Source organism: Arthrobacter sp. 10N410, assembly GCF_056394945.1.
In genome coordinates this window covers 855227-876265 of the sequence record NZ_JBFTIP010000001.1, presented here as the reverse complement: position 1 = coordinate 876265, position 21039 = coordinate 855227, and the positions used below count along the sequence as shown (strand labels likewise).

At 69.5% G+C, this 21039-nt stretch carries 19 protein-coding genes; 9 read left to right on the top strand and 10 right to left on the bottom strand.

What is annotated here, in order from left to right; all coding sequences use genetic code 11:
* The first annotated feature begins 74 nt into the window (after positions 1 to 74).
* The gene (locus tag AC1DB8_RS04150; protein WP_175321842.1) at positions 75 to 290 is read left to right on the top strand and encodes a helix-turn-helix domain-containing protein; all 216 of its coding nucleotides are present in this window, start codon (positions 75 to 77) and stop codon (positions 288 to 290) included.
* A 7-nt stretch (positions 291 to 297) separates the two neighbouring features.
* On the opposite strand, the gene AC1DB8_RS04145 is transcribed toward AC1DB8_RS04150, so the two are convergent.
* The gene (locus tag AC1DB8_RS04145; RefSeq protein ID WP_441417263.1) at positions 298 to 870 is read right to left on the bottom strand and encodes a hypothetical protein; all 573 of its coding nucleotides are present in this window, start codon (positions 868 to 870) and stop codon (positions 298 to 300) included.
* A 768-nt stretch (positions 871 to 1638) separates the two neighbouring features.
* On the opposite strand from AC1DB8_RS04145, the gene AC1DB8_RS04140 reads away from it, so the two are divergent.
* Positions 1639 to 1902, top strand: coding sequence for a LysM peptidoglycan-binding domain-containing protein (locus tag AC1DB8_RS04140; RefSeq protein ID WP_476892244.1), 264 nt, complete (start codon positions 1639 to 1641; stop codon positions 1900 to 1902).
* Positions 1903 to 1946: 44 nt separating this feature from the next.
* Positions 1947 to 2432 (top strand): Rv3235 family protein, encoded by a 486-nt coding sequence (locus tag AC1DB8_RS04135; protein WP_476892243.1) that lies wholly within the window; start codon positions 1947 to 1949, stop codon positions 2430 to 2432.
* A gap of 103 nt (positions 2433 to 2535) precedes the next feature.
* On the opposite strand, the gene secA is transcribed toward AC1DB8_RS04135, so the two are convergent.
* The 7 genes from secA to mtrA all read right to left on the bottom strand — a co-directional run bounded on the left by secA (position 2536) and on the right by mtrA (position 12916).
* The gene (gene secA, locus AC1DB8_RS04130; RefSeq protein WP_441417260.1) at positions 2536 to 5274 is read right to left on the bottom strand and encodes a preprotein translocase subunit SecA; all 2739 of its coding nucleotides are present in this window, start codon (positions 5272 to 5274) and stop codon (positions 2536 to 2538) included.
* An 84-nt stretch (positions 5275 to 5358) separates the two neighbouring features.
* Entirely contained in the window at positions 5359 to 6600 is a 1242-nt protein-coding gene (locus AC1DB8_RS04125; protein WP_476892242.1) for a winged helix-turn-helix domain-containing protein, read from the bottom strand.
* A 29-nt stretch (positions 6601 to 6629) separates the two neighbouring features.
* Complete coding sequence (gene hpf, locus AC1DB8_RS04120) at positions 6630 to 7349, bottom strand: ribosome hibernation-promoting factor, HPF/YfiA family (protein ID WP_441417258.1); 720 nt, start codon at positions 7347 to 7349, stop codon at positions 6630 to 6632.
* Between the two features lie 143 nt (positions 7350 to 7492).
* Positions 7493 to 8158 (bottom strand): ComF family protein, encoded by a 666-nt coding sequence (locus AC1DB8_RS04115; protein WP_476892241.1) that lies wholly within the window; start codon positions 8156 to 8158, stop codon positions 7493 to 7495.
* 447 nt (positions 8159 to 8605) lie between these two features.
* Positions 8606 to 10324 carry an LpqB family beta-propeller domain-containing protein gene (locus tag AC1DB8_RS04110; RefSeq protein WP_476892240.1) on the bottom strand — a complete coding sequence of 573 codons (1719 nt, stop codon included), beginning with the start codon at positions 10322 to 10324 and terminating at the stop codon, positions 8606 to 8608.
* On the bottom strand, positions 10321 to 12066 hold the full coding sequence (gene mtrB / locus AC1DB8_RS04105) for an MtrAB system histidine kinase MtrB (protein WP_476892302.1): 1746 nt from the start codon (positions 12064 to 12066) through the stop codon (positions 10321 to 10323). Before mtrB ends, AC1DB8_RS04110 begins: the two co-directional genes overlap by 4 nt.
* Positions 12067 to 12241: 175 nt before the next feature.
* Positions 12242 to 12916 (bottom strand): MtrAB system response regulator MtrA, encoded by a 675-nt coding sequence (mtrA, locus tag AC1DB8_RS04100; RefSeq protein ID WP_175321836.1) that lies wholly within the window; start codon positions 12914 to 12916, stop codon positions 12242 to 12244.
* Positions 12917 to 13180: 264 nt separating this feature from the next.
* On the opposite strand from mtrA, the gene AC1DB8_RS04095 reads away from it, so the two are divergent.
* Genes AC1DB8_RS04095 through AC1DB8_RS04070 form a run of 6 tightly spaced genes read left to right on the top strand, consistent with a single transcriptional unit; the run spans position 13181 to position 19457 of the window.
* Entirely contained in the window at positions 13181 to 14473 is a 1293-nt protein-coding gene (locus AC1DB8_RS04095; RefSeq protein ID WP_441417256.1) for a DUF7847 domain-containing protein, read from the top strand.
* Positions 14470 to 15183: a DUF4129 domain-containing protein gene (locus AC1DB8_RS04090; protein WP_476892239.1), complete on the top strand. Its 714-nt coding sequence runs from the start codon at positions 14470 to 14472 to the stop codon at positions 15181 to 15183. Before AC1DB8_RS04095 ends, AC1DB8_RS04090 begins: the two co-directional genes overlap by 4 nt.
* Positions 15180 to 16337 (top strand): DUF4350 domain-containing protein, encoded by a 1158-nt coding sequence (locus tag AC1DB8_RS04085; RefSeq protein ID WP_441417254.1) that lies wholly within the window; start codon positions 15180 to 15182, stop codon positions 16335 to 16337. Before AC1DB8_RS04090 ends, AC1DB8_RS04085 begins: the two co-directional genes overlap by 4 nt.
* A complete protein-coding gene (locus AC1DB8_RS04080; protein WP_441417253.1) occupies positions 16334 to 17434 on the top strand; it encodes an AAA family ATPase in 1101 nt (366 codons plus the stop codon). The genes AC1DB8_RS04085 and AC1DB8_RS04080 overlap by 4 nt, the downstream gene beginning before the upstream one ends.
* Positions 17435 to 17437: 3 nt before the next feature.
* Positions 17438 to 18730 carry a DUF58 domain-containing protein gene (locus AC1DB8_RS04075; RefSeq protein ID WP_476892238.1) on the top strand — a complete coding sequence of 431 codons (1293 nt, stop codon included), beginning with the start codon at positions 17438 to 17440 and terminating at the stop codon, positions 18728 to 18730.
* A gap of 16 nt (positions 18731 to 18746) precedes the next feature.
* Positions 18747 to 19457 carry a DUF4166 domain-containing protein gene (locus AC1DB8_RS04070; RefSeq protein ID WP_441417251.1) on the top strand — a complete coding sequence of 237 codons (711 nt, stop codon included), beginning with the start codon at positions 18747 to 18749 and terminating at the stop codon, positions 19455 to 19457.
* Between the two features lie 3 nt (positions 19458 to 19460).
* Here the strand turns inward: AC1DB8_RS04070 and AC1DB8_RS04065 are convergent, their stop codons facing one another.
* Both AC1DB8_RS04065 and AC1DB8_RS04060 read right to left on the bottom strand, forming a co-directional pair.
* Positions 19461 to 20498 carry a uroporphyrinogen decarboxylase/cobalamine-independent methonine synthase family protein gene (locus AC1DB8_RS04065; protein ID WP_441417250.1) on the bottom strand — a complete coding sequence of 346 codons (1038 nt, stop codon included), beginning with the start codon at positions 20496 to 20498 and terminating at the stop codon, positions 19461 to 19463.
* Between the two features lie 2 nt (positions 20499 to 20500).
* Complete coding sequence (locus AC1DB8_RS04060; protein ID WP_476892237.1) at positions 20501 to 20923, bottom strand: chorismate mutase; 423 nt, start codon at positions 20921 to 20923, stop codon at positions 20501 to 20503.
* Positions 20924 to 21039 lie beyond the last annotated feature (116 nt).

Below are 21039 nucleotides of genomic sequence, written 5' to 3'. Positions count from 1 at the left end.
GAAGACACCTAAGCAAACAGCAGCAAATTGTGGATAACGCCCCCAAACGCCAGCACCGGTGGCAAAATGGTGCCATGCCCCGATTCCTGACGCTCGCAGATGTTGCCGAGCAGCTCCAGATCAACTCCCCCGCCGCCTACGCGCTGGTTCGCAGCGGCCAGCTCAAGGCCATCCAGGTGGGCGGACGGGGCCAGTGGCGGGTCGAAGAAACCATGCTCGAGCAGTACATCCAGGAGCGCTACGCGGAGGCAAGCCGCATGATCGAGGAGGCCAAGGCCAAGGGCCACTGAGCCGCCCCTAGCTGTCGGCGCCCCGGACCGACCTGATCCCTGCGAGGGCGCCAAAGGGAACCGTGGCCACGCCGCTGACATTCGCAGGCCGACGCTCCTCCCCGACAGGGGTGAGCGCGAGGTCAAGGAAGTCGCGGCCGACCCTGTCGATGACGCCGTGCAGGACGGACTCGCCTGCCGCCCCTCGAGACACGACCACGGCGAGGTTGGCGCGGTCCCGTGCCAGTCCCCGCAGGGCACTGGCCAGCCCGAGCCGGTGCCGGGCACCGTTGCCTGCGACCACCGCCAGCCGGGAGAGGCCGGCGTAGCGCACCGCCGACGCGTAGGGAATCAGGACCTGGTGCCGCTCCTCGTCGAGCACCAGCCACTGGCTGCCCACGTGGCTGAGCGTGCCCTCGTACAAAGTTCCGGAGCCAAGGTGGACGCCGATCCGCAGGCCCAGCGAGCCCCGCAACCGGTCCGCCAGCTCGACGGCGGCCGCATCCACCCGCGCCCGCTCACCAATTTCGGCGTCCAGGTCCAGGCGTTCGCCGGCAGCCAGTTGCGCCTCCAAGTCTGCAAACAGGGCGTCCCAACGCATGGCGCCAGCGTAGGCGCACCCCCAACGGCGGTCAATCCACATTCTTTGCGCACCCTATAGACAAACAGCTTCTTTAGGCATCAAACTCACTCCAAGAGCATCAAATCACATCAAACAGCTACAGAAGCCCTCCCGGACGCATTCAGCGAACCGGCCAAGCGGGCAGGACAGCGGCTCGGCCCGCAGAGGAGGCGGTTGTGGACCCAAGAAATTTTTCCGGCGCGGGCCGCCGGCGCGGGCTGGGCGCGGACGCGGCCATGGCCCTCGTCATCCTCCTGCTTGGGGCCTTCCTCGCCGGCTCGGGAGCCCGGCTCGCCCAGCGCCTGCATTCATCGGCGGCGAGGCGTCAATCCCCCTCCTTCGAGGACCAGATCGGGGTTGCCGCCAACACCGCCGGGCTGATCGTCGTCGTCTGGTGGGCGTTGTCCTTCCTGATCGCCTTCGTGGCGGCGCTCCTCCCGCGAGGGCAGCCGCCGTTCCGCCGAAGCGGCGGGGAAGTTCAGTCCCGCCTTCATGCGCCGGCTGGCGCTGGCCGCCCTCGGGCTCCAACTCGCCACCGCCCCGCTGGCCCACGCAAACCCTGCCCCGGCCGGCCCGGAGACGACCGCCCCTCCCGCCGTTTCCGCCGCATGGATCCCCAGCGGGGCCGAGCTGGCCGCTTTCGCGTCCGGATCCGCCGCTCCCCCTCCGGCCCGTTCTCCTGCGCCGGAGCCTGAGCCTCCTGTCCCCTCCGCTATGCCCCGGAGCCTCGGCCTGGATCCTCACTGGATGCCGGCGCCGCCGCCGGTGGATCCCCGGTCCTTGGCGCCCTCCCCGCGGCGCGCCCCGGAGCCGGCGGGCACGGCGGCGGTCACCGTCCGGGCCGGAGACTCGTTGTGGAGCATCTGCGCGGCGGACCTCGGACCGCTGGCGTCCGACGTCGACATCGCCCTGGCGTGGCCGCGGCTCTACCAGGCCAACCGCGATGTCATCGGCAGCGACCCCGGGCTGCTGCTTCCCGGTCAGGTCCTTCGGATGCCGCCCGCACGCTAAACCAAGCCAACCCGCAATCCCTCCACGACAGCAAAGGAAGTCCCATGAGTCCCATGACCGGTATCCGCGCAGGCACCGCTGTCCCCCTCCCGGTGGCGCCGCCGGGTCCCCGCCCCGTCCCGCTGCATGCTCCCCGCCCGCCTGTGCCAGCCGGTACGGCACCGGTCCTGCGGTTGGTGGACCAGGACCGCGAGGTGTGTGCGATTTGCCGCTCGACCGTGCAGGCCGCCATCGAGGTCCTTGCCGGTACCCGCCCCGCACAGCAGCTGGCCCGCCGGCTCGACGAGCGCTGCCTGGCGGCGCTGCAGCACCGGGCCGCGCTGACCCGCCGCGTGGCTTCGGGCACCTCGCCGACGGCGGGCCGGCTGCACCGGAATCCGTCCGTCCGCTCGGTCCGCGCCTGCCGGGTGTCCGAGGACGTCTATGAGGCCAGCGCCGTCGTGTCCGACGAACTGCGCGTCCGCGCCGTCGCCCTGCGGTTGGAGCGCAGCAGGCTGGTCTGGCGGGTCACCGTTCTGGAGATCGGCTGAGGATCCGCGCCAGGACCCAGGGAAAGGAGGTCAACTTAAATGAAGCAGGGCCGGAACTGTCGTTCCGGCCCTGCTTGTGCGCTCTAGTCCTTGCGGCTGAGGCCTAGCGGCGCTTCTTCTTGCTGGCGCGCCGCGGAGACTCCTGGGCCGCGGCCTTCGCCGGGTTGCCGGAACGGCCGGAGGACTTCGCCTCGACCCGGGTCTGGGCCGCGCCGTCCTCGCCCGGCGCCGTGTACTGCAACTGGGCCGGCTTCTCCGGCGCTTCCAGGCCGGCAGCGTGGATCTGCGGCTCGTGGTGCTCCGTGTGCTGGCCCGCGGCGTCGGCCACCACGACGTCCTCCGCCGGGGTCACCTCGACCTCCAGGTTGAACAGGAAGCCGACGCTCTCCTCGCGGATGGCCTCCATCATGGCCTGGAACATGATGAAGCCCTCGCGCTGGTACTCGACCAGCGGATCGCGCTGGGCCATCGCCCGCAGGCCGATGCCTTCCTTGAGGTAATCCATCTCGTACAGGTGTTCCTGCCACTTGCGGCCGATCACGGAGAGCACCACGCGGCGCTCCAGCTCACGCATGCTTTCCGAACCGATCAGCTCTTCGCGGGCCTGGTAAACCAGACGCGCATCGGAGAGGATCTCTTCCTTCAGGAACTCCACCGTAATCCGCGACTTGCCGCCGGCCTCGTCAATCACGTCCCGCGGCGAGAAGCTGACCGGGTACAGGGTCTTCAGGTTGGACCAGAGCAGGTTGAAGTCCCAGTCGTCGCCGGTACCTTCGGCGGTTGCTTCATCGATGAACGCGGTGATCGTGTCCTCGAGGAAGTACTGGACCTTTTCGTGCAGGTCATCGCCTTCCAGGATGCGACGGCGGTCGCCGTAGATTGCCTCGCGCTGGCGGTTCAGGACGTCGTCGTACTTCAGGACGTTCTTGCGCTGTTCGGCGTTGCGGCCTTCCACCTGGCCCTGGGCCGAGGCGATGGCACGCGAGACGAGCTTCGATTCGAGGGCAACGTCGTCCGGCACCGAGCTGTTCATCAGTCGTTCGGCCGCGCCGGAGTTGAACAGCCGCATCAGGTCATCGGTCAGCGACAGGTAGAACCGGGACTCGCCGGGGTCGCCCTGGCGCCCGGACCGGCCGCGCAGCTGGTTGTCGATCCGGCGGGACTCGTGCCGCTCGGTGCCGAGCACGTAGAGTCCGCCGAGGTTGAGGACTTCCTCGTGCTCGTCCTTGACCGACTGCTTGGCGGCCTCGAACGCGGCGGGCCAGGCGGCCTCGTATTCCTCGGAGTTCTCTTCCGGATCGAGCCCGCGCTGGGCGAGTTCGGCGACGGCGGTGAACTCGGCGTTGCCGCCGAGCATGATGTCGGTACCACGTCCGGCCATGTTGGTCGCGACCGTCACGGCGCCCTTGCGGCCGGCCTGCGCCACGATGGACGCTTCCCGGGCGTGGTTCTTGGCGTTCAGGACCTCATGGCGGATGCCTTCCTTGGCCAGCAGCCGGGAGAGGTATTCGCTCTTTTCGACGCTGGTGGTGCCGACCAGGACCGGCTGGCCCTTTTCGTGCCGCTCGGCGATGTCCTTGACCACGGCGTCGAACTTCACGGTCTCGTTCTTGTAGACGAGGTCCGGCTGGTCGATGCGCTGCATGTCCCGGTTGGTGGGGATCGCGACAACGCCGAGCTTGTAGGTGCTCATGAACTCGGCGGCTTCGGTTTCGGCGGTACCGGTCATGCCCGCGAGCTTGTCGTACATGCGGAAGTAGTTCTGCAGCGTGACCGTTGCGAGGGTCTGGTTCTCGGCCTTGATCTCGACGCCTTCTTTGGCTTCGATCGCCTGGTGCATGCCCTCGTTGTAGCGCCGGCCGGCGAGGATGCGGCCGGTGTGCTCGTCCACGATCAGCACTTCGCCGTCGAGGATGACGTAGTCCTTGTCCCGCTTGAACAGTTCCTTCGCCTTGATGGCGTTGTTCAGGAAACCGATCAGCGGGGTGTTCGCGGACTCGTAGAGGTTGTGGATGCCGAGGTAATCCTCGACCTTCTCGATGCCGGCCTCGAGGACGCCGACGGTGCGCTTCTTTTCATCGACCTCGTAGTCGGTCTCGGGCTGGAGGCGCAGCACCACCTTCGCGAACTCGCTGTACCAGCGATTGGTGTCGCCCTGGGCCGGTCCGGAAATGATGAGCGGGGTGCGGGCCTCATCGATGAGGATGGAGTCCACTTCGTCGACGATGGCGAAGTTGTGGCCGCGCTGGACCAGTTCGGACTTGTCCCACGCCATGTTGTCGCGCAGGTAGTCGAAGCCGAATTCGTTGTTGGTGCCGTAGGTGATGTCCGAGGCGTACTGCTCGCGGCGGACGGCGGGGTCCTGGTTGGAGAGGATGCAGCCGCTGCTCAGGCCGAGGAAGCGGTACACGCGGCCCATCAGGTCCGACTGGTACTCGGCGAGGTAGTCGTTGACGGTGATGACGTGGACACCCTTGCCGGTGAGGGCATTGAGGTAGGCCGGAGCGGTGGCCACCAGGGTCTTGCCTTCACCGGTCTTCATTTCGGCGATGTTGCCCAGGTGCAGGGCGGCGCCGCCCATCAGCTGGACGTCGAAGTGGCGCATCCCCAGGGTCCGCGAGGATGCCTCGCGGACGGCGGCGAAGGCCTCCGGCAGCAGGTCGTCGAGCTTCTCCCCGTCGCCGTGGCGGGCGCGGAGACGGTCGGTCTCTTCGCGCAGTTCGGCGTCGGTGAAGGTCTTGAAGGAGCTTTCCAGGGCGTTAATGGAATCGGCATAGTTCCGCAGTTGCCGCAGGGTCTTTTTGTCACCCGTGCGGAGAAGTTTTTCGATTAGTGATGCCACGTGAAATTGCTCCCAGTCTCAAGCTGCCGAATTCCGGCGTGTTTAGTCTACGGGAGAGACGCAGGGCGGGACGCGCCTGTTCCCTCAGAGCGGATGCAGGCCTGCCACGGCCTGCCCGAGCGCCGGCGCCAGGTCCCCCACGGGGGCGACAACGACCCGGTCCAGCTCCAACCACTCTGCCATGAGCTGCAGTTCCTCGGCGAGTTCGACGGCGGTGTCGGCCGGCGCGCCGGGCTCGGCGTGGCTGGCCCGGGCGAGCAGGCTGCCGGTCGCCCGGTCCGCCTTCAGGTCCACGCGGGCCACGATTCCGTCGCGCAGCAGGAAGGGCAGCACGTAGTAGCCGTAGCGGCGTTTGGCCTCGGGGGTGTAGATCTCGATCCGGTAATGGAAGCCGAACAGTTCCTCCAGCCTGCGGCGTTCAAAGACCAACGAATCGAAGGGGCTCAGCAACGCGCGGCCGTTGGCGGCGCGGGGCAACCCGGCGTCGGCGTGCCGGTACAGCGGCCTGTTCCACCCGGCCACCGTCACGGGCTCCAGCCGCCCGGCGTCCACGAGGTGTTCCACCGCGACGGCGGCGGCGCGCAACGGGGTCCTGAAATAGTCCGCGAAGCACCGCACGGTGCCGATCCCGTGCGCCTGGGCTGCGGCGTCGATCAGCCGGATCATGGCGGCCGCGGCATCCGGCTCCCGGCCCGCGGCGGGTGGTCCCGGCGCGGCCGGGACGCTGCCGGCCAGGACCCTCGAGGTCAGCGTATAGCGGCGTTCGAAGGACTCGGTCCGGGACGCGGCCGAGACCAGGCCCTCTTCAAAGAGGTGCTCGAGGACCCGTTTGACCGCGTTCCAGTTCCACCCCCAGTTGTCCTTGGGCCTGTCCTCGACGTGGCCCAGCCTGGCCGTGAGTTCGGCGGCGGTCAGCGGCCGGCCCGCGGCCAGCGCCTCCAGTACCCGCCCTGCCACCTCGCTGCGCTGCTCCGGATCCATGGCATGCGCGCCGACCCATTTTCGGTTCTGCCACAGCACGAGATCCTGGAAATGCTCGGGCCGGATGAAACTGGCCTCGTGGGCCCAGTACTCCATCATCCGTCGCGGGTGTGTCCCCGCCATGCGGTGCAGGATGGTGCGGTCGTAGTTCCCGAGCCGGGAGAAGAACGGCAGGTAGTGGCTCCGCGAGAGCACGTTGACGGAATCAATCTGGACCAGGTGGAGACGGGCAAAGGTACGGCCCACCGCCCGTGCGCTCACGGGTGCGGCGGGCCGGACCTTGTCCAATCCCTGGGCTGCCAATGCGATCCGCCGTGCCTGCTTGAGGCTCAGCGATGCGTGCACATCAGTCCCTTCGTCGGATGGTCACCAGCTCAGGCGCTGGCGGGCTCATCCTCTGAACGATAAGCGATGATCTTTTCTTCCAGCGGAGCCTCGCCCGGTTCGCAGGTCTGGTCCAGGCTGATCACGCCGTAGGTCCAGCCTTCACGGCGGTAGACGACCGACGGGGCCTTCGTCTCCTTGTCCACGAACAGGTAGAAGTCGTGGCCTACGAGTTCCATGTTGTCGACGGCGTCGTCGAGCGACAGGGACGCCGCGGGGAAGACCTTGCGGCGGATCAGCACGGGCGAGTCGCCGGCAGGAATATCGTTTTCCACCTCGTACGGCGACTTCTCGGCGGACCGGGGCTGCGGCGGATGGCTCGCTTCCTCGTAGATGGGCTCGCTGGTGCTGGCAGGTTCCAGGGTTGCCGTCGCCTCGGTGACGGACTTCGGAGTGTGCCGGCCGTGGTGGACCTTCTTGCGGTCCTTGGCACGGCGCAACCGTTCAAGAAGCTTGTTGTAGGCCAGGTCGAACGCGGCAAATTTGTCTGCGGCGCTGGCTTCGGCACGGATCACGGGCCCTCGGCCCAGGACGGTCAGCTCGACAGTGAGCAGTTCTGCGGTCTGCCGGGCCTTGGTCTCCTTGGTAACCTTGGCGTCCACCCTCTGGACCTTGTCCCCCAGTGATGCGATCTTCGAGATCTTTTCGTCGGCGTATTCGCGGAACCGGTCCGAGACCGTCAAATTACGACCGCTGATCATGAACTCCATGGTGCCCTCCAAATGACTTCGGTGACACGACGGCGGCACTTCCCGGGGCTGATCTGACTGACAGTCGAGCCCCTTTCCGAGCCGCTATCGACAGGTACATCTGTTCTTGGTACCCATGTTCGACGTTAGTTCATGGACCCCTGTTATTCATCTTTTTTTGGTTTATTTTTTTCCTCATCGCCGGGGTTCCCCGCCAGCCCGGGGATTGCCGCGGCAAAGTTGTACCGGGCGGGCGGGCGTGTCGCCGCGAGCACCACTGCGCCGCGGACCAGCCCTCCCGCGGCGTGCAGCGCGCGGGCCGCTTCCGCCAGCGTGGCGCCGGTGGTCAGCACGTCGTCCACGACGATGCAGGGCCGACCGTTCAGCTCCGGCCGGCGGAGTCCGCCCTTGATCCGCATCGAACCGCGTACCCGCCGGGTCCGGGCCGCGCGGCCCAATCCCTTCTGCCCGCCGGGCGAGCCGGCCGCCAGCCCGGGTCGGCCCCGGGGACCGTTTAGGGTGGGCCGCGCCTGGCGCAGCACGTCGGCGACGTCGGCTCCGGCCAGGGCGGGGATACGCCGGGCCCGCGCAATCAGGAGGTGGACCGGGCTGAAGCCCCGGCGTCGAAACGCGGCACCGCTGGTAGGCACGGGCACCAGCAGGATTCCTTCCGCCCGGCCGGCCGCGGCGTCGATGGCTTTGACGAGGGCCTTGGCCAGTTCCTCGGCCAGCTGACGCTGGCCGTGCCTCTTGAAGGACAGCAGGGACTGGGCCAGCTCGCCCCGGTAGACCCCGGCTGCCACGACCGGCAGCAGGACCGAGCCGTCCATGTCCACGAGGGCAGGGGCCCGCCCTTCCGCCCGGAACGGCCGCCGCGTCAGCTGGCGGACACGATGCGCGCAGCCGGCGCACAACGTCCGGTCCTCCGCGCCGCAGCAGACGCATTCCACCGGCGCTGCCAGCGCCAGTAACTCCGCGGCAGCTGTGGCGGCACGGTCCGCGATGCGCTCCGTCCAGCGTCGGTAGCCACCACGGTGTTTCGCTGCCGGGGGTACAGGGGCAAGGTCCGGGTCGACAGCGCGGATTCTGGTGCTGTTTCGGGTGCTGTTTCTGGTGCTGTTTCGGGTGCGGTCTCTGGCGCGGCGCCGGCGTTTGTTCACCCTTCAAGGCTGGGCGCCGCCGGTCCGCCGCGGAAGCCCTCCCGGCTGCTATGTGGACATCTGTCCGGGCGCCGCCCGATCAGCCCGGCCCCTCCCGGTCAGCCCGGCCCCTCCCGGTCAGCCCGGGTAGGAGGGGTCGATGGCGCCCTTGACCTGCGGCGACCAGCCGTTACCGAGCCGCTGGAAGATGCCCTCCGTGGATTGGCCGTAGATCTCCGTCGGTCCGTTGCCGGCGCTGAGCGCGGTTAGCCCCGGCCAAGGTGCCAGCAGCTGCGGCGCCCCGGCGGTAAGGGACAGCAGCTCGGGCGTGACGTTGTCGTTCGCCGAGCTCTTCATCACGGCGACGGTCGTGTCGTTGACCCAGACGCCCCGGTCGGGGGCACGGGCTGACAGGAGTGTGATCGGCGCGGTGAGGTCCCTCGGGGTGCCGTCGCCGTTACGGATGATTCCGGTGATCTGGACGCTGGTTTTGCCGTTCAACTCCGAGATGACGAGTGCACGGGTTCCTTCGCGCGAGACCCTGAACTCCTTGATGCTCCGTCCGGCGAGCCAGGGCGGGGTCATGGTCACGGCAGGCACGTTCGCTCCCGGCGCGGTCCCGGCAGGATGGTAGGCGAGAACCTCGGTGGCCCCGTTGCTGCCGGGCCCGGCGGTCCAGACCCAGTCGTAGCGGTCGAAGGACGGCCGCGACAGGCCTGCCCGCGTGGTGAGGGCGCGCGCCGGCTGGCCCGGCAGGATCGAATACAGCGTGGTGCGGCCGGCGTTGAGGAACGCCGCTGCCTGGGACACCGGCGATTCGGCGGGCACACGCGGCGCCAGCGCCCGGACGGACTGGATGTCCGGCAGCGGACCCAGCTTGTTGTTCTCATAGCGGACCAGGTCGTTGTTGCTGACGGCGATCTGGTGGGCGGGAACGTCCTTGTCCCGCACCGGCGGCAGCACGGAGCCGTCGTCTTCGACCCGGACAAGGTCCTGGTTCGCCCGCAGCTCCACGTTGATCACGTCGGGCTGGCTGCGGAAGGTCAGCGCCAGCTGGGTCTGCATGCGCAGCCGGTCCTCGTTGGAAGCGTCCACGAGCTCCTTGGCCGTGAGGTCCACCTGCGCGGCGCCGGAGACCACCGGCACCGACTCGCGCGCCAGCTTCATGCCCGAAGGGAACGCGCTTACGACGGCGCCCTTGAGGTAAGGGGCCGGGCCGCCGAGCAGGGCGCTGGTCATGGCCTTGACGGTCTTCTTCTTGATGAACCAGCGCATGTCCGGCACCGCGTAGGTGAAGGTGGGGTCGTAGAAGTAGATGGGGTAGGCGCCGTAGATGACCTTGAACGTCTGCTCGGGGATGGCGGTGCCATCAGGGATTTCCGAGATCCTCCACTCGCCGTCGACCTTGGTCAGCGTTGCGGGAATGCTTTCCTTGGAACCTTCCGGCAACGGCGTGGCGATCCCGTCGGCGTCGACCGAATACGCCAGGTCCAGTTCGTAGTTGAAGACATTTTCGACGGCGGTGCGCACCACGCGGGCGGAACGGAAGACCAGTACCCGCTGGTCCGGCTTCCACTTCACCGAGGAGGCCTGGGTGAGGTACTGCCGGGCCACGGCATAGTCGTCCTCGTAGCCGCTGCCCGCGAGGTAGAAGTCCTCGATCATTGCCTCCGGGCCCGCCCCCGCCCGCGGAGCCACGGGGAAGAAGACCGGTGCGTTGTTGGGCTTTCCCGCGCTCTCGTCCGTGCTCTTTCCTACCGGGCCGGAGCGCGGAATCTGCGCGCACGAGGTCAGAAGAAGCAGCACCAGCGCCAGCAGGGCCCCGGCGAGCCTGGTGAGTTTCCCGGCACCTCTCATGGCTGCTCCTTCGTTGTGTCGGGGCCGGACGGGGCCGGACGGGGCTCCCTGACGGCCGTCTCCAGCAGCAGCATCGTCCGTTCACGCACGACGCCGGCGGGCCCGACGTCGGCGGGTTCCAGCTGGAGCGGTGATCGGGTGATCGTTTCGCCCTGGCGCAGCGGCAGGGTCAGGCGGAAGTTGGAGCCTCTCCCCTTGTCGCCCCAGGCCTGCAGCCAGCCGTTGTGCAGCTTGGTGTCCTCGGTCGCGATGGACAGACCCAGGCCGCTGCCGCCCGTGGTGCGGGCGCGGGCCGGGTCGGCGCGCCAGAAACGGTCGAACACGCGCGCGGCCTCCGCGGCGGTCATGCCTATTCCATGGTCCCGGACGGCGACGGCCACCGCGGTGTCGTTTGCCGCCACGGAGATGTTCACGGGCCGGCCCTCGCCGTGCTCCAGCGCATTCAGAACCAGGTTCCGCAGGATCCGGTCGATCCGCCGGTCATCCATCTCGACGATGATGCTGCCTGCGGGGGCATTCAGCGTCACCTCCGAGCCGTATTCGGCCGCCACCGGGGCCACCCCCTCGATCACGTGCGAGACGAGCTGGACGATGTCGGACGGTTCGGCGTCGAGCATGGCCACGCCGGCGTCGAACCGGGAGATTTCCAGCAGGTCGGCCAGCAGCGACTGGAAGCGTTCCACCTGGTTGTAGAGCAGTTCCGCGGACCGCTTGTTGATCGGGTCGAAGTCCTCACGGGCGTCGTAGAGCACCTCCGCCGCCATCCGGACCGTGGTCAGCGGGGTGCGGAGCTCGTGCGAGACGTCCGAGACAAACCGCTGCTGCATTTGGGACAGGGTGGCCAGCTGGGTGATCTGCTCCTGCAGGCTGGCGGCCATGTGGTTGAAGGAAGCGCCCAGCCGGGCGACTTCGTCTTCGCCTTTGACCACCATGCGCTCCTGCAACTGGCCGGCGGCCAACTTTTCGGAGACAACGGCAGCGTGGCTGACCGGGCTGACCACGTTGCGGGTGACGTACCAGGCCACGGCGCCGATCATGAGGGCCAGGGCGGCGGCACCGGCCAGCAGGACGTTCTGGATTTCGTCCAGGGTCTTTTGCGCCGTGTTGAGGTCGTAGATCAGGTAGAGCTCGTAGACCGTGCCGTTGAAAGTCACCTTGTTGCCAACCGCGATCCCGGGGCGATCCTCGGTTCCCACCGGGAATTCCGTGGAGGCCCAGAACTGGTCTTTGCCGGAGTCCTGCACCGCCTTGCGCAGCTCGGGCGGGATCACACTGATCGTGAGCTGGTCGGACGCGCGCGACTCGACCCACCGGTTGCGCGGCTTGGTCTGTTCGGGCATGGCCTCGAAGACGTAGCGCCGCTGGATCACCGAGCCGCGGCCTTCGACGGCGTTCAGGGTGTCGTAGACGAGGGTGATGACGCTGGACTGGTCGGTGACCTGCGCGCCGTCGAACGTGTCCTGGACCTGCTTGACGTTGTAGCGGGTCTCCGACTCCGCCTGGGCCAGCCGCTCCTGGAATAGGTTGTTGGCGATCTGGTTGGAGAGATACGCGCCGACGACGGCGAAGGAACCGATCGCGAGCATGAGGGTGGTGAGCACGGTGCGGAACTGCAGGGACCGCCGCCAGCGCCGGTGCACGGCACGCAACAGGTACCTGGTTGCCGGCAGGATGCGGGACGCACCGGTGCGGACCAACCGGGCAACGCGGGCGGTGACAATCCGGGCCCGGCGGCTCCAGATCCGGGCCCTGAAAAGCGGGGTCTGTCCACGGGACGATGACGGCGCCGTCTGGCCCTCGGGGGCAGCGGCCTCGGTCGCGGCAGCATCAGGCTGGCCGTCCGACGGGGCGGCAGTCTCCGGGAGCTCGAGCCGGGCAGCGGTCTCCGGGGCGGTCCCCGGCGGGCCGTCCGCCGGCTCAGGAACCTGCTTTGTAGCCGACACCACGGACCGTCAATACAACTTCAGGGGCTTCCGGATCGCGTTCGATCTTCGAGCGCAGCCGCTGGACGTGGACGTTGACCAGGCGGGTGTCCGCCGCGTGGCGGTAGCCCCAGACCTGCTCGAGCAGCAGCTCCCGGGTGAAAACCTGCCAGGGCTTGCGCGCCAGGGCGACCAGCAGGTCGAATTCCAGCGGGGTCAACGAGATCCGCTCGCTGTTGCGGCTGACCACGTGGCCGGCGACGTCAATCGTGACGTCCGCGATGCGCAGCGTCTCCGGGGCCTTCTGGTCGCCGGGGCGGAGCCGTGCCCGCACCCGGGCCACGAGTTCGGCGGGCTTGAAAGGTTTGGGAACGTAGTCGTCGGCGCCGGACTCGAGTCCGCGGACCACGTCCGAGGTGTCGGATTTGGCCGTCAGCATGACGATCGGCACATCAGACTCGCCGCGGATCTGGCGGCACACTTCGATGCCGTCAATGCCGGGAAGCATCAGGTCCAGCAGCACCAGGTCCGGCTTGGATGAGCGGAAAACCTCCAGGGCCTGTCCACCGTCCGCGCAGAAGACGGGGTCGAAGCCGTCGTTGCGCAGCACAATACCGATCATCTCGGCCAGCGCCTCGTCATCGTCCACTACCAAAATCCGTGCCTTCATAGGTTATATATTCCCCTATTGAAATGGCTTTGTCGTATTCGGGCAGTCCCCGGCATGGCGCGGGCGATTGCACATGCTGCGGCACCCGGGGTGGTCCCGCCGCTAACTTGGTGCCGCGACTTGGCCCGAATGCTTGCGGCCGGCCGTCGAAACTATAGGCTGGGGGCAAGCCTGGCCCGGACTTACGCCGGGGCACGCGGGCGGCACGGCAACCGGTCCCCGGCCGCGTGCATCCGGTGGGCAATTTTCTTGGGGAGGAAAAGCTTGTCTGAGCAGGAACCTAGCGAACCGCAGCAGTGGGGCGGCCAGCCGCAGTGGGGGCAGCAGCCGCCGGCCCAACAACCCGCAGGGGGCACCACCCCGCAGTGGGGCCAGCAGCCGCAGGCCCAACAACCCGCATGGGGCACCACCCCGCAGTGGGGCCAGCAGCCGCAGTGGGGCGCTCCCCAGCCCGGCCCCCGCTTTTCCGGCCCCTACGTCCCCTCCCCTTATGGCCAGCCGCGTTACGTCGCGCCGCCCAAGCCCGGCATTGTGCCGCTGCGGCCCTTGATGTTCGGCGAAATCCTCGACGGCGCATTCCGGACCGTCAGGCGGAATCCCGCGGCCATGCTGGGGGCGGGCGTGATCGCCCAGGCCCTGACGTCTGTCACTTCCGCGCTGGCCCAGACAGGTGCCCTCTTCGGGGGATCAGGCGCACCCTGGCCGGGCAACCTGGGTTCGTCGCAAGCCACGGCGTTCGCCTTTGGCACAGCGGCCGGCGTCGGCGCGCTGTTGTCGCTCCTGACCGTGCTGATTTCGGTGGTCATGCAGGGTGCCATGGCGGTCCCCGTGGCGCGGGCACTGCTGAACAGGCGGACAGGCTTCCGCCAGATGTGGACGCTCTCCCGTTCCCGGACCGGTGCCCTGCTGGGACTCGCAGGCCTGCTGATCCTGGGCGCGGCCGCCGTCGTCGTCCTCGCGGTGGTGGCAACGATGGCCCTGGTTGCGGCCATGGAGCGCGCCGCCGTGCTTGCCTTGGTGCTCCTGTTCATCGGCCTGATGATTGTGCTGCTCTGGCTCGGCATCCGGTTCCTCGTCGCGCCGGCGGCGATTGTGGTGGAGGAGATCGGCACCTTCGCCGGGCTGCGCCGTTCCTGGCAGCTCACGGGCAGGAACTGGTGGCGCATCCTGGGCGTCACCCTGGTGGTGGGGCTGCTCGTCGGGGTTATCACCCAGATTGTCCTTATTCCGGTCAGCCTCCTGGGCAACGCCGTCGGGTTTACCGTCTTCTCCCAGGGCGGCGAGGGTGGGTCCCAGGTGGTCCGGATCCTGGTCGCTGTCGTCGGCACCGCGGTCACCGCGCTGGTGGCCGCCGTGGGCTACGCCTTCCAGACCTCAACCGTTGCCCTGGTCTATCTGGATCTGCGGATGCGCAAGGACGGACTCGATCTGTCCCTGCTGCGGCAGTTGGAGACGGGAAGTGACCCGGAGGGGGTCCCGGGACGGACCGCAGCCATCCGCGGGGACACCTCCACCTGGCAGCAACCTCCCTACGGTCCTCCCCCGGTCCGGCGGTGACGGCGGCCCCCGTCTTCGCCGCCGAGCGCGCTGTGGCGGTGCTGTCGGCCCGGCTGCAGCCGGAACCTCCGGTGCTGCCCGACCGGGACGAAGCGCGCCGCTGGGCGGCGGAGGAGCTCGCGAAGGCACCGTACCGCGAAGCCGAGCCCAGTTGGCTGGACAAGGCACTTGCCGAGTTCGGTCGCTGGCTGCGCTCCCTGTCCGGCGACGGCACCCCCGGCGCCGACGGCGGCTATGCCGTGCCGCTCCTGCTGGTCATCGCCGCCGTGGTCATTGCTGTCGCCGTCGTGGTGGTGCGTCCGCGGCTCAACGCCCGGCGGGCCGCCGCCCAGGACGTGTTCGACGCCGATGCGGCACTAAGCCCTGACGCGCACCGCGGGCGGGCCTCCGCCGCCGCGGCGCGCGGGGACTGGTCCGCCGCCGTCGTCGAGCAGTTTCGCGCCCTCGTGCGCGCGGCGGAGGAGCGCACCGTACTGGATCCGCAACCCGGCCGGACCGCCAGCGAGGTCGTCGCCCGGTTGGGCCGCGCCTTTGGAGCGTACGCCCGCGAACTGGAGGAGGCGGCACTCACTTTTGACGCCGTCCGGTACGGCGGGGCGGACGCCGGATCCCCGGACCACGCGGCGCTCGCCCGGCTCGATGCGGCGCTGGCCGGCACCACCCCGGATTATCGGGGCACCGGCTCGGACGCGCTCGTCAGGCCGCTGTGAAGAGCACAGCGGCGCCGCTGCGCTGGATCCGCCGGCACCGCACCTGGGCCATCCTCGGCGTCGTCTTTGTCGCTGCCCTCGTCCTCACGGCGGTGCTTCAGCTGCAACCCCATGGAGATCGGACCCAGCTGTCCATCCGAAATCCCGCCCCTGAAGGAGCACGCGCCGCCGCGGAAATCCTTGTTCGCCATGGCGTCGTCGTGGAGCAGCGGGACTCTTTCGAGTCGACCATCCAGACGCTTGAAAGCGCCAAACGCGCCGGCGAGCGCACCACCGTCCTGCTCTACGACCGCAACGGCTACCTCGGCCGCGACCAGCTGCAGTACCTGGGCGGCGCGGCGGACCGTCTGGTGGTGATCACACCCCGGCTCAACACGCTGCAAGGCGTCAGCGGCGGGATCGTGCAGGCCGGCGTGGTGCGGGACGGCACCGAGGTACTAGCCCCGGCTTGCGTTATTTCCGACCCCGTCGACGCCGGCACGGTCTCGGCCGCGAATGGCTACCTCTACGACGGAGAAGTGGTCTGTTACGCGCCGCGCGACGGCGGGGGCGGCCTCTACGCCGGCAGCGAGGACGGCCGGACCGTGGTCCTGGGCAGCACCAAAATCCTCAGCAACGGAGCCCTCGCCGAGCAAGGCAACGCAGCTCTGGTGCTGCGGACCCTTGGGGCGGAGCAGCGGCTGGTCTGGTACCTGCCCGGGATCGCCGATGTGCCCGCGGCGAAGAAACCGGTGACCCTCGATGAGCTGGCCGCGCCGTGGACCCACGTCCTGGGGCCCTGGCTGGCGTTCGTGGCGGTGCTGGCAATTTTCTGGCGCGGCCGCAGGCTTGGCCCGCTGGTCTTCGAACCGCTCCCCGTGGTGGTGAAGGCGGTGGAGACGGCTGAAGGACGGGCCCGCCTCTACCATGACGCCCGCGCCGTGGACCGTGCCGCCGACGTCCTCCGGGCCGGCACGCTGGTGCGGCTGGCCAGGACCCTCCGGCTGGGACCGGACGCCGGGGCCGCGGCCATCATCGACGCGGCTGCCCGGCACCTGGACCGGACTCCGGAAAGCGTCGCCGTTGTCCTCGACGCCGAACCCCGGGCCGAAGCCGAGCTCGTGCGCTGGGCCCAGCAGCTGGAAAGACTAGAGAAAGAGGTACACGCCCGATGAATGATCAGCCAACCGTCTCCACCGGCCCGGCCGCAACAGCCGCTGCCGGATCCAGCACTGCCGCCCCCTGGCCCGCGCCACGGCCCGCCGCGCAGCAGGCGCCGCAGCAGGCAGCGGGAGCCCACGGCTACCGGGACGCCCGGGACCCGGACCCAGTCCGCCAGGCCCTGCTGGATGTGCGCCAGGAGGTCGCCAAGGCCGTCGTCGGGCAGGACGCCACCGTCACCGGGATGCTGATTGCGCTGCTGTCCCGGGGACATGTGTTGATTGAAGGGGTGCCTGGCGTGGCCAAGACCCTGCTGGTGCGCAGCCTCTCCGCGGCCCTCAGCCTCGATACCAAGCGGATCCAGTTCACCCCGGACCTGATGCCCGGCGATGTCACCGGCTCGCTCATCTACGATTCGCGCACCTCGGAGTTCAGCTTCCGCGAGGGCCCCGTTTTCACCAACATCCTGCTCGCGGATGAGATCAACCGGACGCCGCCCAAGACGCAGGCCTCGCTTCTGGAAGCCATGGAGGAGCGGCAGGTGTCGGTTGACGGCGTCTCGCGCCAGCTTCCCGCGCCCTTCATCGTGGCGGCCACGCAAAACCCGGTGGAGTACGAGGGCACCTACCCGCTGCCGGAGGCGCAGCTGGACCGCTTCCTGCTCAAACTGACCATGCCGCTGCCCGGCCGGGAGGATGAAATCGAGGTGATCCGGCGGCACGCGGCCGGCTTCGATCCGCGCAACCTGGCCGCGGCCGGCGTCCGCCCCGTCGCGGGTCCCGCCGAGCTGGAGCAGGCGCGGCAGGCCGTGGCCGCCGTCGAGATCGGTCCCGAAGTCCTGGCCTACATCGTCGACCTCGTCCGCGCCACCCGTTCCGCGCCGTCGTTCCAGCTGGGCGTCTCGCCGCGCGGCGCCGCGGCCCTGCTGAACGGCTCCCGTGCCTGGGCCTGGCTCTCCGGCCGCCGCTTCGTCACCCCGGACGACGTCAAGGCCCTCGCCCTGCCCTGCCTGCGGCACCGGGTGGCCCTGCGCCCCGAGGCGGAGATGGACGGCGTGCACGTCGACGGCGTGCTGGGCAGCATCCTCGCTTCCGTGCCAGTGCCGCGCTGAGCCATGGCGATTTCCGGACGCTTCGTGCTGCTGGCACTGCTTGGCCTGGTCCCCGCCGTGCTCCTGCCCGGCTGGGAGTCCGCAGGGGTTGTCCTCCTGCTGCTGGCCGCCGCCGCGCTGCTCGACCTGGGCCTCGCGGTACCGCTGAGGCACGTCTCGGTGCAGCGCACCGATCCCGGCAGCGTCCCGCTCACGGGGTCGGCGGAGTCCGTCCTGACGGTGGCCAACGCCGGCCGCCGCGCCCTGCACGGCCTGGTCCGGGACGCCTGGCAGCCCTCGGCCGGCGCGCAGAACCCGAACCAGCGCCTGCTCGTACCGGCGGGTGAGCGCCGCCGGATGACCGTCACGCTGCAGCCCACGCGGCGCGGCGAACTGGGCGCCGCGCATGTCACGGTCCGCGCCTTCGGCCCGCTGGGCCTTGCCGCACGGCAACGCACCCTGCCCTGCCCCGGTTCCCTCCGGGTGCTCCCGCCGTTCCACGCGCGGCGGCACCTTCCGTCCAAGCTGCGCCAGCTGCGGGAGCTCGACGGCAAGGCGGCGGTCCAGATCCGGGGCGCCGGCACCGAATTCGACTCCCTGCGCGACTACGTCCGCGGCGACGACGTGCGCTCCATCGACTGGCGTGCCACGGCCCGCCGCTCCGCCGTCGTGGTCCGCACCTGGCGGCCGGAGCGCGACCGCCGCGTCGTCATCCTGCTGGACACTTCGCGCACGGCCGCAGCCCGGATCGCGGACGAGCCGCGGCTGGACACAGGCATCGAGGCGGCGCTGCTACTGGCTGTCCTTGCCGAACGGGGCGGCGACAGGGTGGACTTCCTCGCCTTCGACCGCAGGCTCCGGGCGCGGGCCGGGTCGGCGGCCAAGGGGAACCTGCTGGGACAGCTGGTCCAGGCGATGGTCCCGCTCGACGCCGAACTCATCGAACTCGACTGGTCACAGATCCCGGCCCAGATCCGCTCGGTCTCCGCCCACCGGTCCCTGGTGGTGCTGCTCACCGCGCTCGACGGCGGCGCACCCGAAGAGGGGCTGCTGCCGATGGCCGCCCTGCTCGCGCAGCAGCACGTGGTGGTGGTGGCCTCGGTCCGCGATCCCATGCTCGGCGAAATGCAGCAGGAGCGTTCGAGCGCCAGCGGGGTGTTCCGGGCCGCGGCGGCCGAGCGGGCCCTGCTGGAACGCGAGGCGGTCAGCGCCCAGCTGCGCCAGGCCGGCGCTGAAGTTGTCGATGCCGAGCCATCCCTGCTGCCGCCGGCGCTGGCGGACGCGTACATTCGATTGAAGGCCGCCGGACGGCTGTGACCCCAAGGAGTATGCCGTGACCAGCTACGAACCCATCTACCAGCTCGGCCTGGGACGCGAATTCTCCCGGCTGCAGCCGGAACTGCAGCAGTACTTCTCGCTCGCCCCGGGCTCCGGGCACTACGGGGTGGGCGAGGGCGTCTTCGACGTCGTCGGCTGCCGGCAGCGCTGGCTGCGGCCGCTGCTGCGGCTCGCGACCGGCGAACAGGCGTTCTTCCCGGAATACGGCGAGGGCATCAGGTTCCGGATCGAGAACCACGCCCATCTGGACCCGTTCGGGCGCTCCAGCCTGACCGCGCGCCGGGAAATTTTCTTCCCGCAGACCACCCGGATCTTCCAAGACACCACCAGCACGGACTCCTCCGGGGGCACCCCGCGGCTGGTTGATTACGTCGGCCGCTACCGCAGGCTGGTCACCGACCTCAACCTGAGCGTCACCCCGGAAGGCCGGCTGCGGGGCGTCTCCGAGGCCTCCCGGCTGTTCCTGGGGCCGCTGCGGATCCCGCTGCCGGACGCCCTGGATGCCAAGGCCTATGCCGAGCAATGGTGGGAGCCGGACGAGGGCCGGCATCGGATCCAGGTCAAGGTGATCCAGCCCCAGATCGGCCTGGTGCTGGTCTACGCCGGGCACTTCGACTACCGGCTTGAGCCTTACCCGGCGGATGCCCTGGCGCCGGGCTACCTGCCGGAGAGGGCCCGGCCCGAGCGTTGGGAAAGCCGCGTCTAGGTCTTAGCCGAGCGCCAGCTGGTTGAGGCCGTCAGCGAGCTGCGTCAGGCGGGTCAGCACCGCCGTCGCGGACGACGGCGTGTGTCCGGCGAGGCCTGCGGAGGGCGTCACCCGCACGGTGCCCAGCGCCGTGGCCGGGAGGCCGAGCTGGCGCCACGGGAGCCAGAGCGTTTCGACGGCCTGGGGCACGCGCGGCAGCGCCGCGGCCGGCTGGTCGACCGGCAGCGCCCCGGCCCAGAAGCGTTTCCCGGACTCCACGGCTGCCGCGATTTGTTCCCACTGGCGGGAGGTCAGTGCACGCAGCGGCACCGCGATCCCGTCGGCACCGGCGGCGAGGATCCGGTCGAAGGGCGCCTCGACTTCAGGCACGGAGACCACGATTTCGGCCGCGCCGGCGGCCCTCAGGGCATCGATGACGAGGCGCCAGGACTCGGTGATTTCAGAACCGGCGACTGCGCGCAGGGTGCGGTAGCCGCTGGAGGTGGGGATGGTGCCGGCCATCACGGCGGCGATGTCCGGTTCGTCGAGCTGCACCACCAGGCCGGCTCCGGGCGCGGCGGCGGCGACCTTGCGCAGGTAGGGGCCCACACCGGCTGCCAGCGAGGCCGCGAGGTCCCGCCGGGCGCCGTGGTCGAGGAGGGCCCGCTCCCCGTTGTGCAGGTGCAGTCCGGCGGCGAGGCTGAGCGGGCCGCGCAGTTGGATCTTGAGCTCCGCGGCCGGCGTGTCCTCGGCCCCGACGACGTCGGCGAGGACGTTGATGTCGGTGGACAGCGCCGAACGGGCCCGCATGAGGTCCTTGCCGGGGCGGTCAACGAGCCGCCAGCCGTAAGGCTGGACGTCGACGGCGAGGCCCTCCAGCAGCGACGCCGTCCGGCCGAGCGCGTCGGAACCCACGCCTCGGTCCGGGAGTTCGGCGAGGAAGGGAACGTGTGGACTGCCGAGCTCGCCGCGGATGATGCGGGCAGCTTCGACCGGGTCCTCCCCCGGCCACGGGCCGAGTGCGGTGGCCGTGACCTGGCCGGGGGAAACGGGTACGGGCACGGCTACGCCTCGGCGGAAACGCCGGGGTCCGCAGCAGCCGTGGCCCGGTGCGCGGCCGCCTCATGGTCCTCGGCGATGGCCTCATGGTGCCGGATCACCTCGCCGATGATGAAGTTCAGGAATTTTTCCGCGAACGCCGGGTCCAGGTGGGCTTCGGCGGCGAGGCGGCGCAGGCGCGCGATCTGTGCCGTTTCCCGGCCGGGATCCCCCGCGGGAAGCTTGTGCGCGGCCTTGAGGAAGCCGACCTTCTGCGTCGCCTTGAAGCGCTCGGCCAGGAGGAAGACCAGGGTGGCATCGATGTTGTCGATGCTGGAGCGGATGGAGAGCAGTTCCGCCATCACCGCGGGATCCACGTGCCCGGCCAGCGAGCTGGCCGTGGGGTCGTAGGAATCGGCGTCAGGGAGGTGCTGGTTCTGCTCGGTCATTCGTCCAGTCTAGGGGCTGGCACGGAAATCCCGCCGGGTGTTAAGCGGGCATGCCCGCCGTTCGCAGTGAACGGCGGGCATGCCCCTTGGTGCGGCCAGCCCTCGCCCCAGGCGGG

What these genes read in the sequence shown, in the direction of transcription:
- AC1DB8_RS04110 (WP_476892240.1), bottom strand. Translation starts at nt 10,324, where the DNA reads ATGAGAGGTGCCGGGAAACTCACCAGGCTCGCCGGGGCCCTGCTGGCG.
- AC1DB8_RS04145 (WP_441417263.1), bottom strand. Translation starts at nt 870, where the DNA reads ATGCGTTGGGACGCCCTGTTTGCAGACTTGGAGGCGCAACTGGCTGCC.
- AC1DB8_RS04080 (WP_441417253.1), top strand. Translation starts at nt 16,334, where the DNA reads ATGAATGATCAGCCAACCGTCTCCACCGGCCCGGCCGCAACAGCCGCT.
- AC1DB8_RS04075 (WP_476892238.1), top strand. Translation starts at nt 17,438, where the DNA reads ATGGCGATTTCCGGACGCTTCGTGCTGCTGGCACTGCTTGGCCTGGTC.
- AC1DB8_RS04115 (WP_476892241.1), bottom strand. Translation starts at nt 8,158, where the DNA reads ATGGACGGCTCGGTCCTGCTGCCGGTCGTGGCAGCCGGGGTCTACCGG.
- hpf (WP_441417258.1), bottom strand. Translation starts at nt 7,349, where the DNA reads ATGGAGTTCATGATCAGCGGTCGTAATTTGACGGTCTCGGACCGGTTC.
- AC1DB8_RS04060 (WP_476892237.1), bottom strand. Translation starts at nt 20,923, where the DNA reads ATGACCGAGCAGAACCAGCACCTCCCTGACGCCGATTCCTACGACCCC.
- AC1DB8_RS04150 (WP_175321842.1), top strand. Translation starts at nt 75, where the DNA reads ATGCCCCGATTCCTGACGCTCGCAGATGTTGCCGAGCAGCTCCAGATC.
- AC1DB8_RS04135 (WP_476892243.1), top strand. Translation starts at nt 1,947, where the DNA reads ATGAGTCCCATGACCGGTATCCGCGCAGGCACCGCTGTCCCCCTCCCG.
- AC1DB8_RS04140 (WP_476892244.1), top strand. Translation starts at nt 1,639, where the DNA reads ATGCCGGCGCCGCCGCCGGTGGATCCCCGGTCCTTGGCGCCCTCCCCG.
- mtrA (WP_175321836.1), bottom strand. Translation starts at nt 12,916, where the DNA reads ATGAAGGCACGGATTTTGGTAGTGGACGATGACGAGGCGCTGGCCGAG.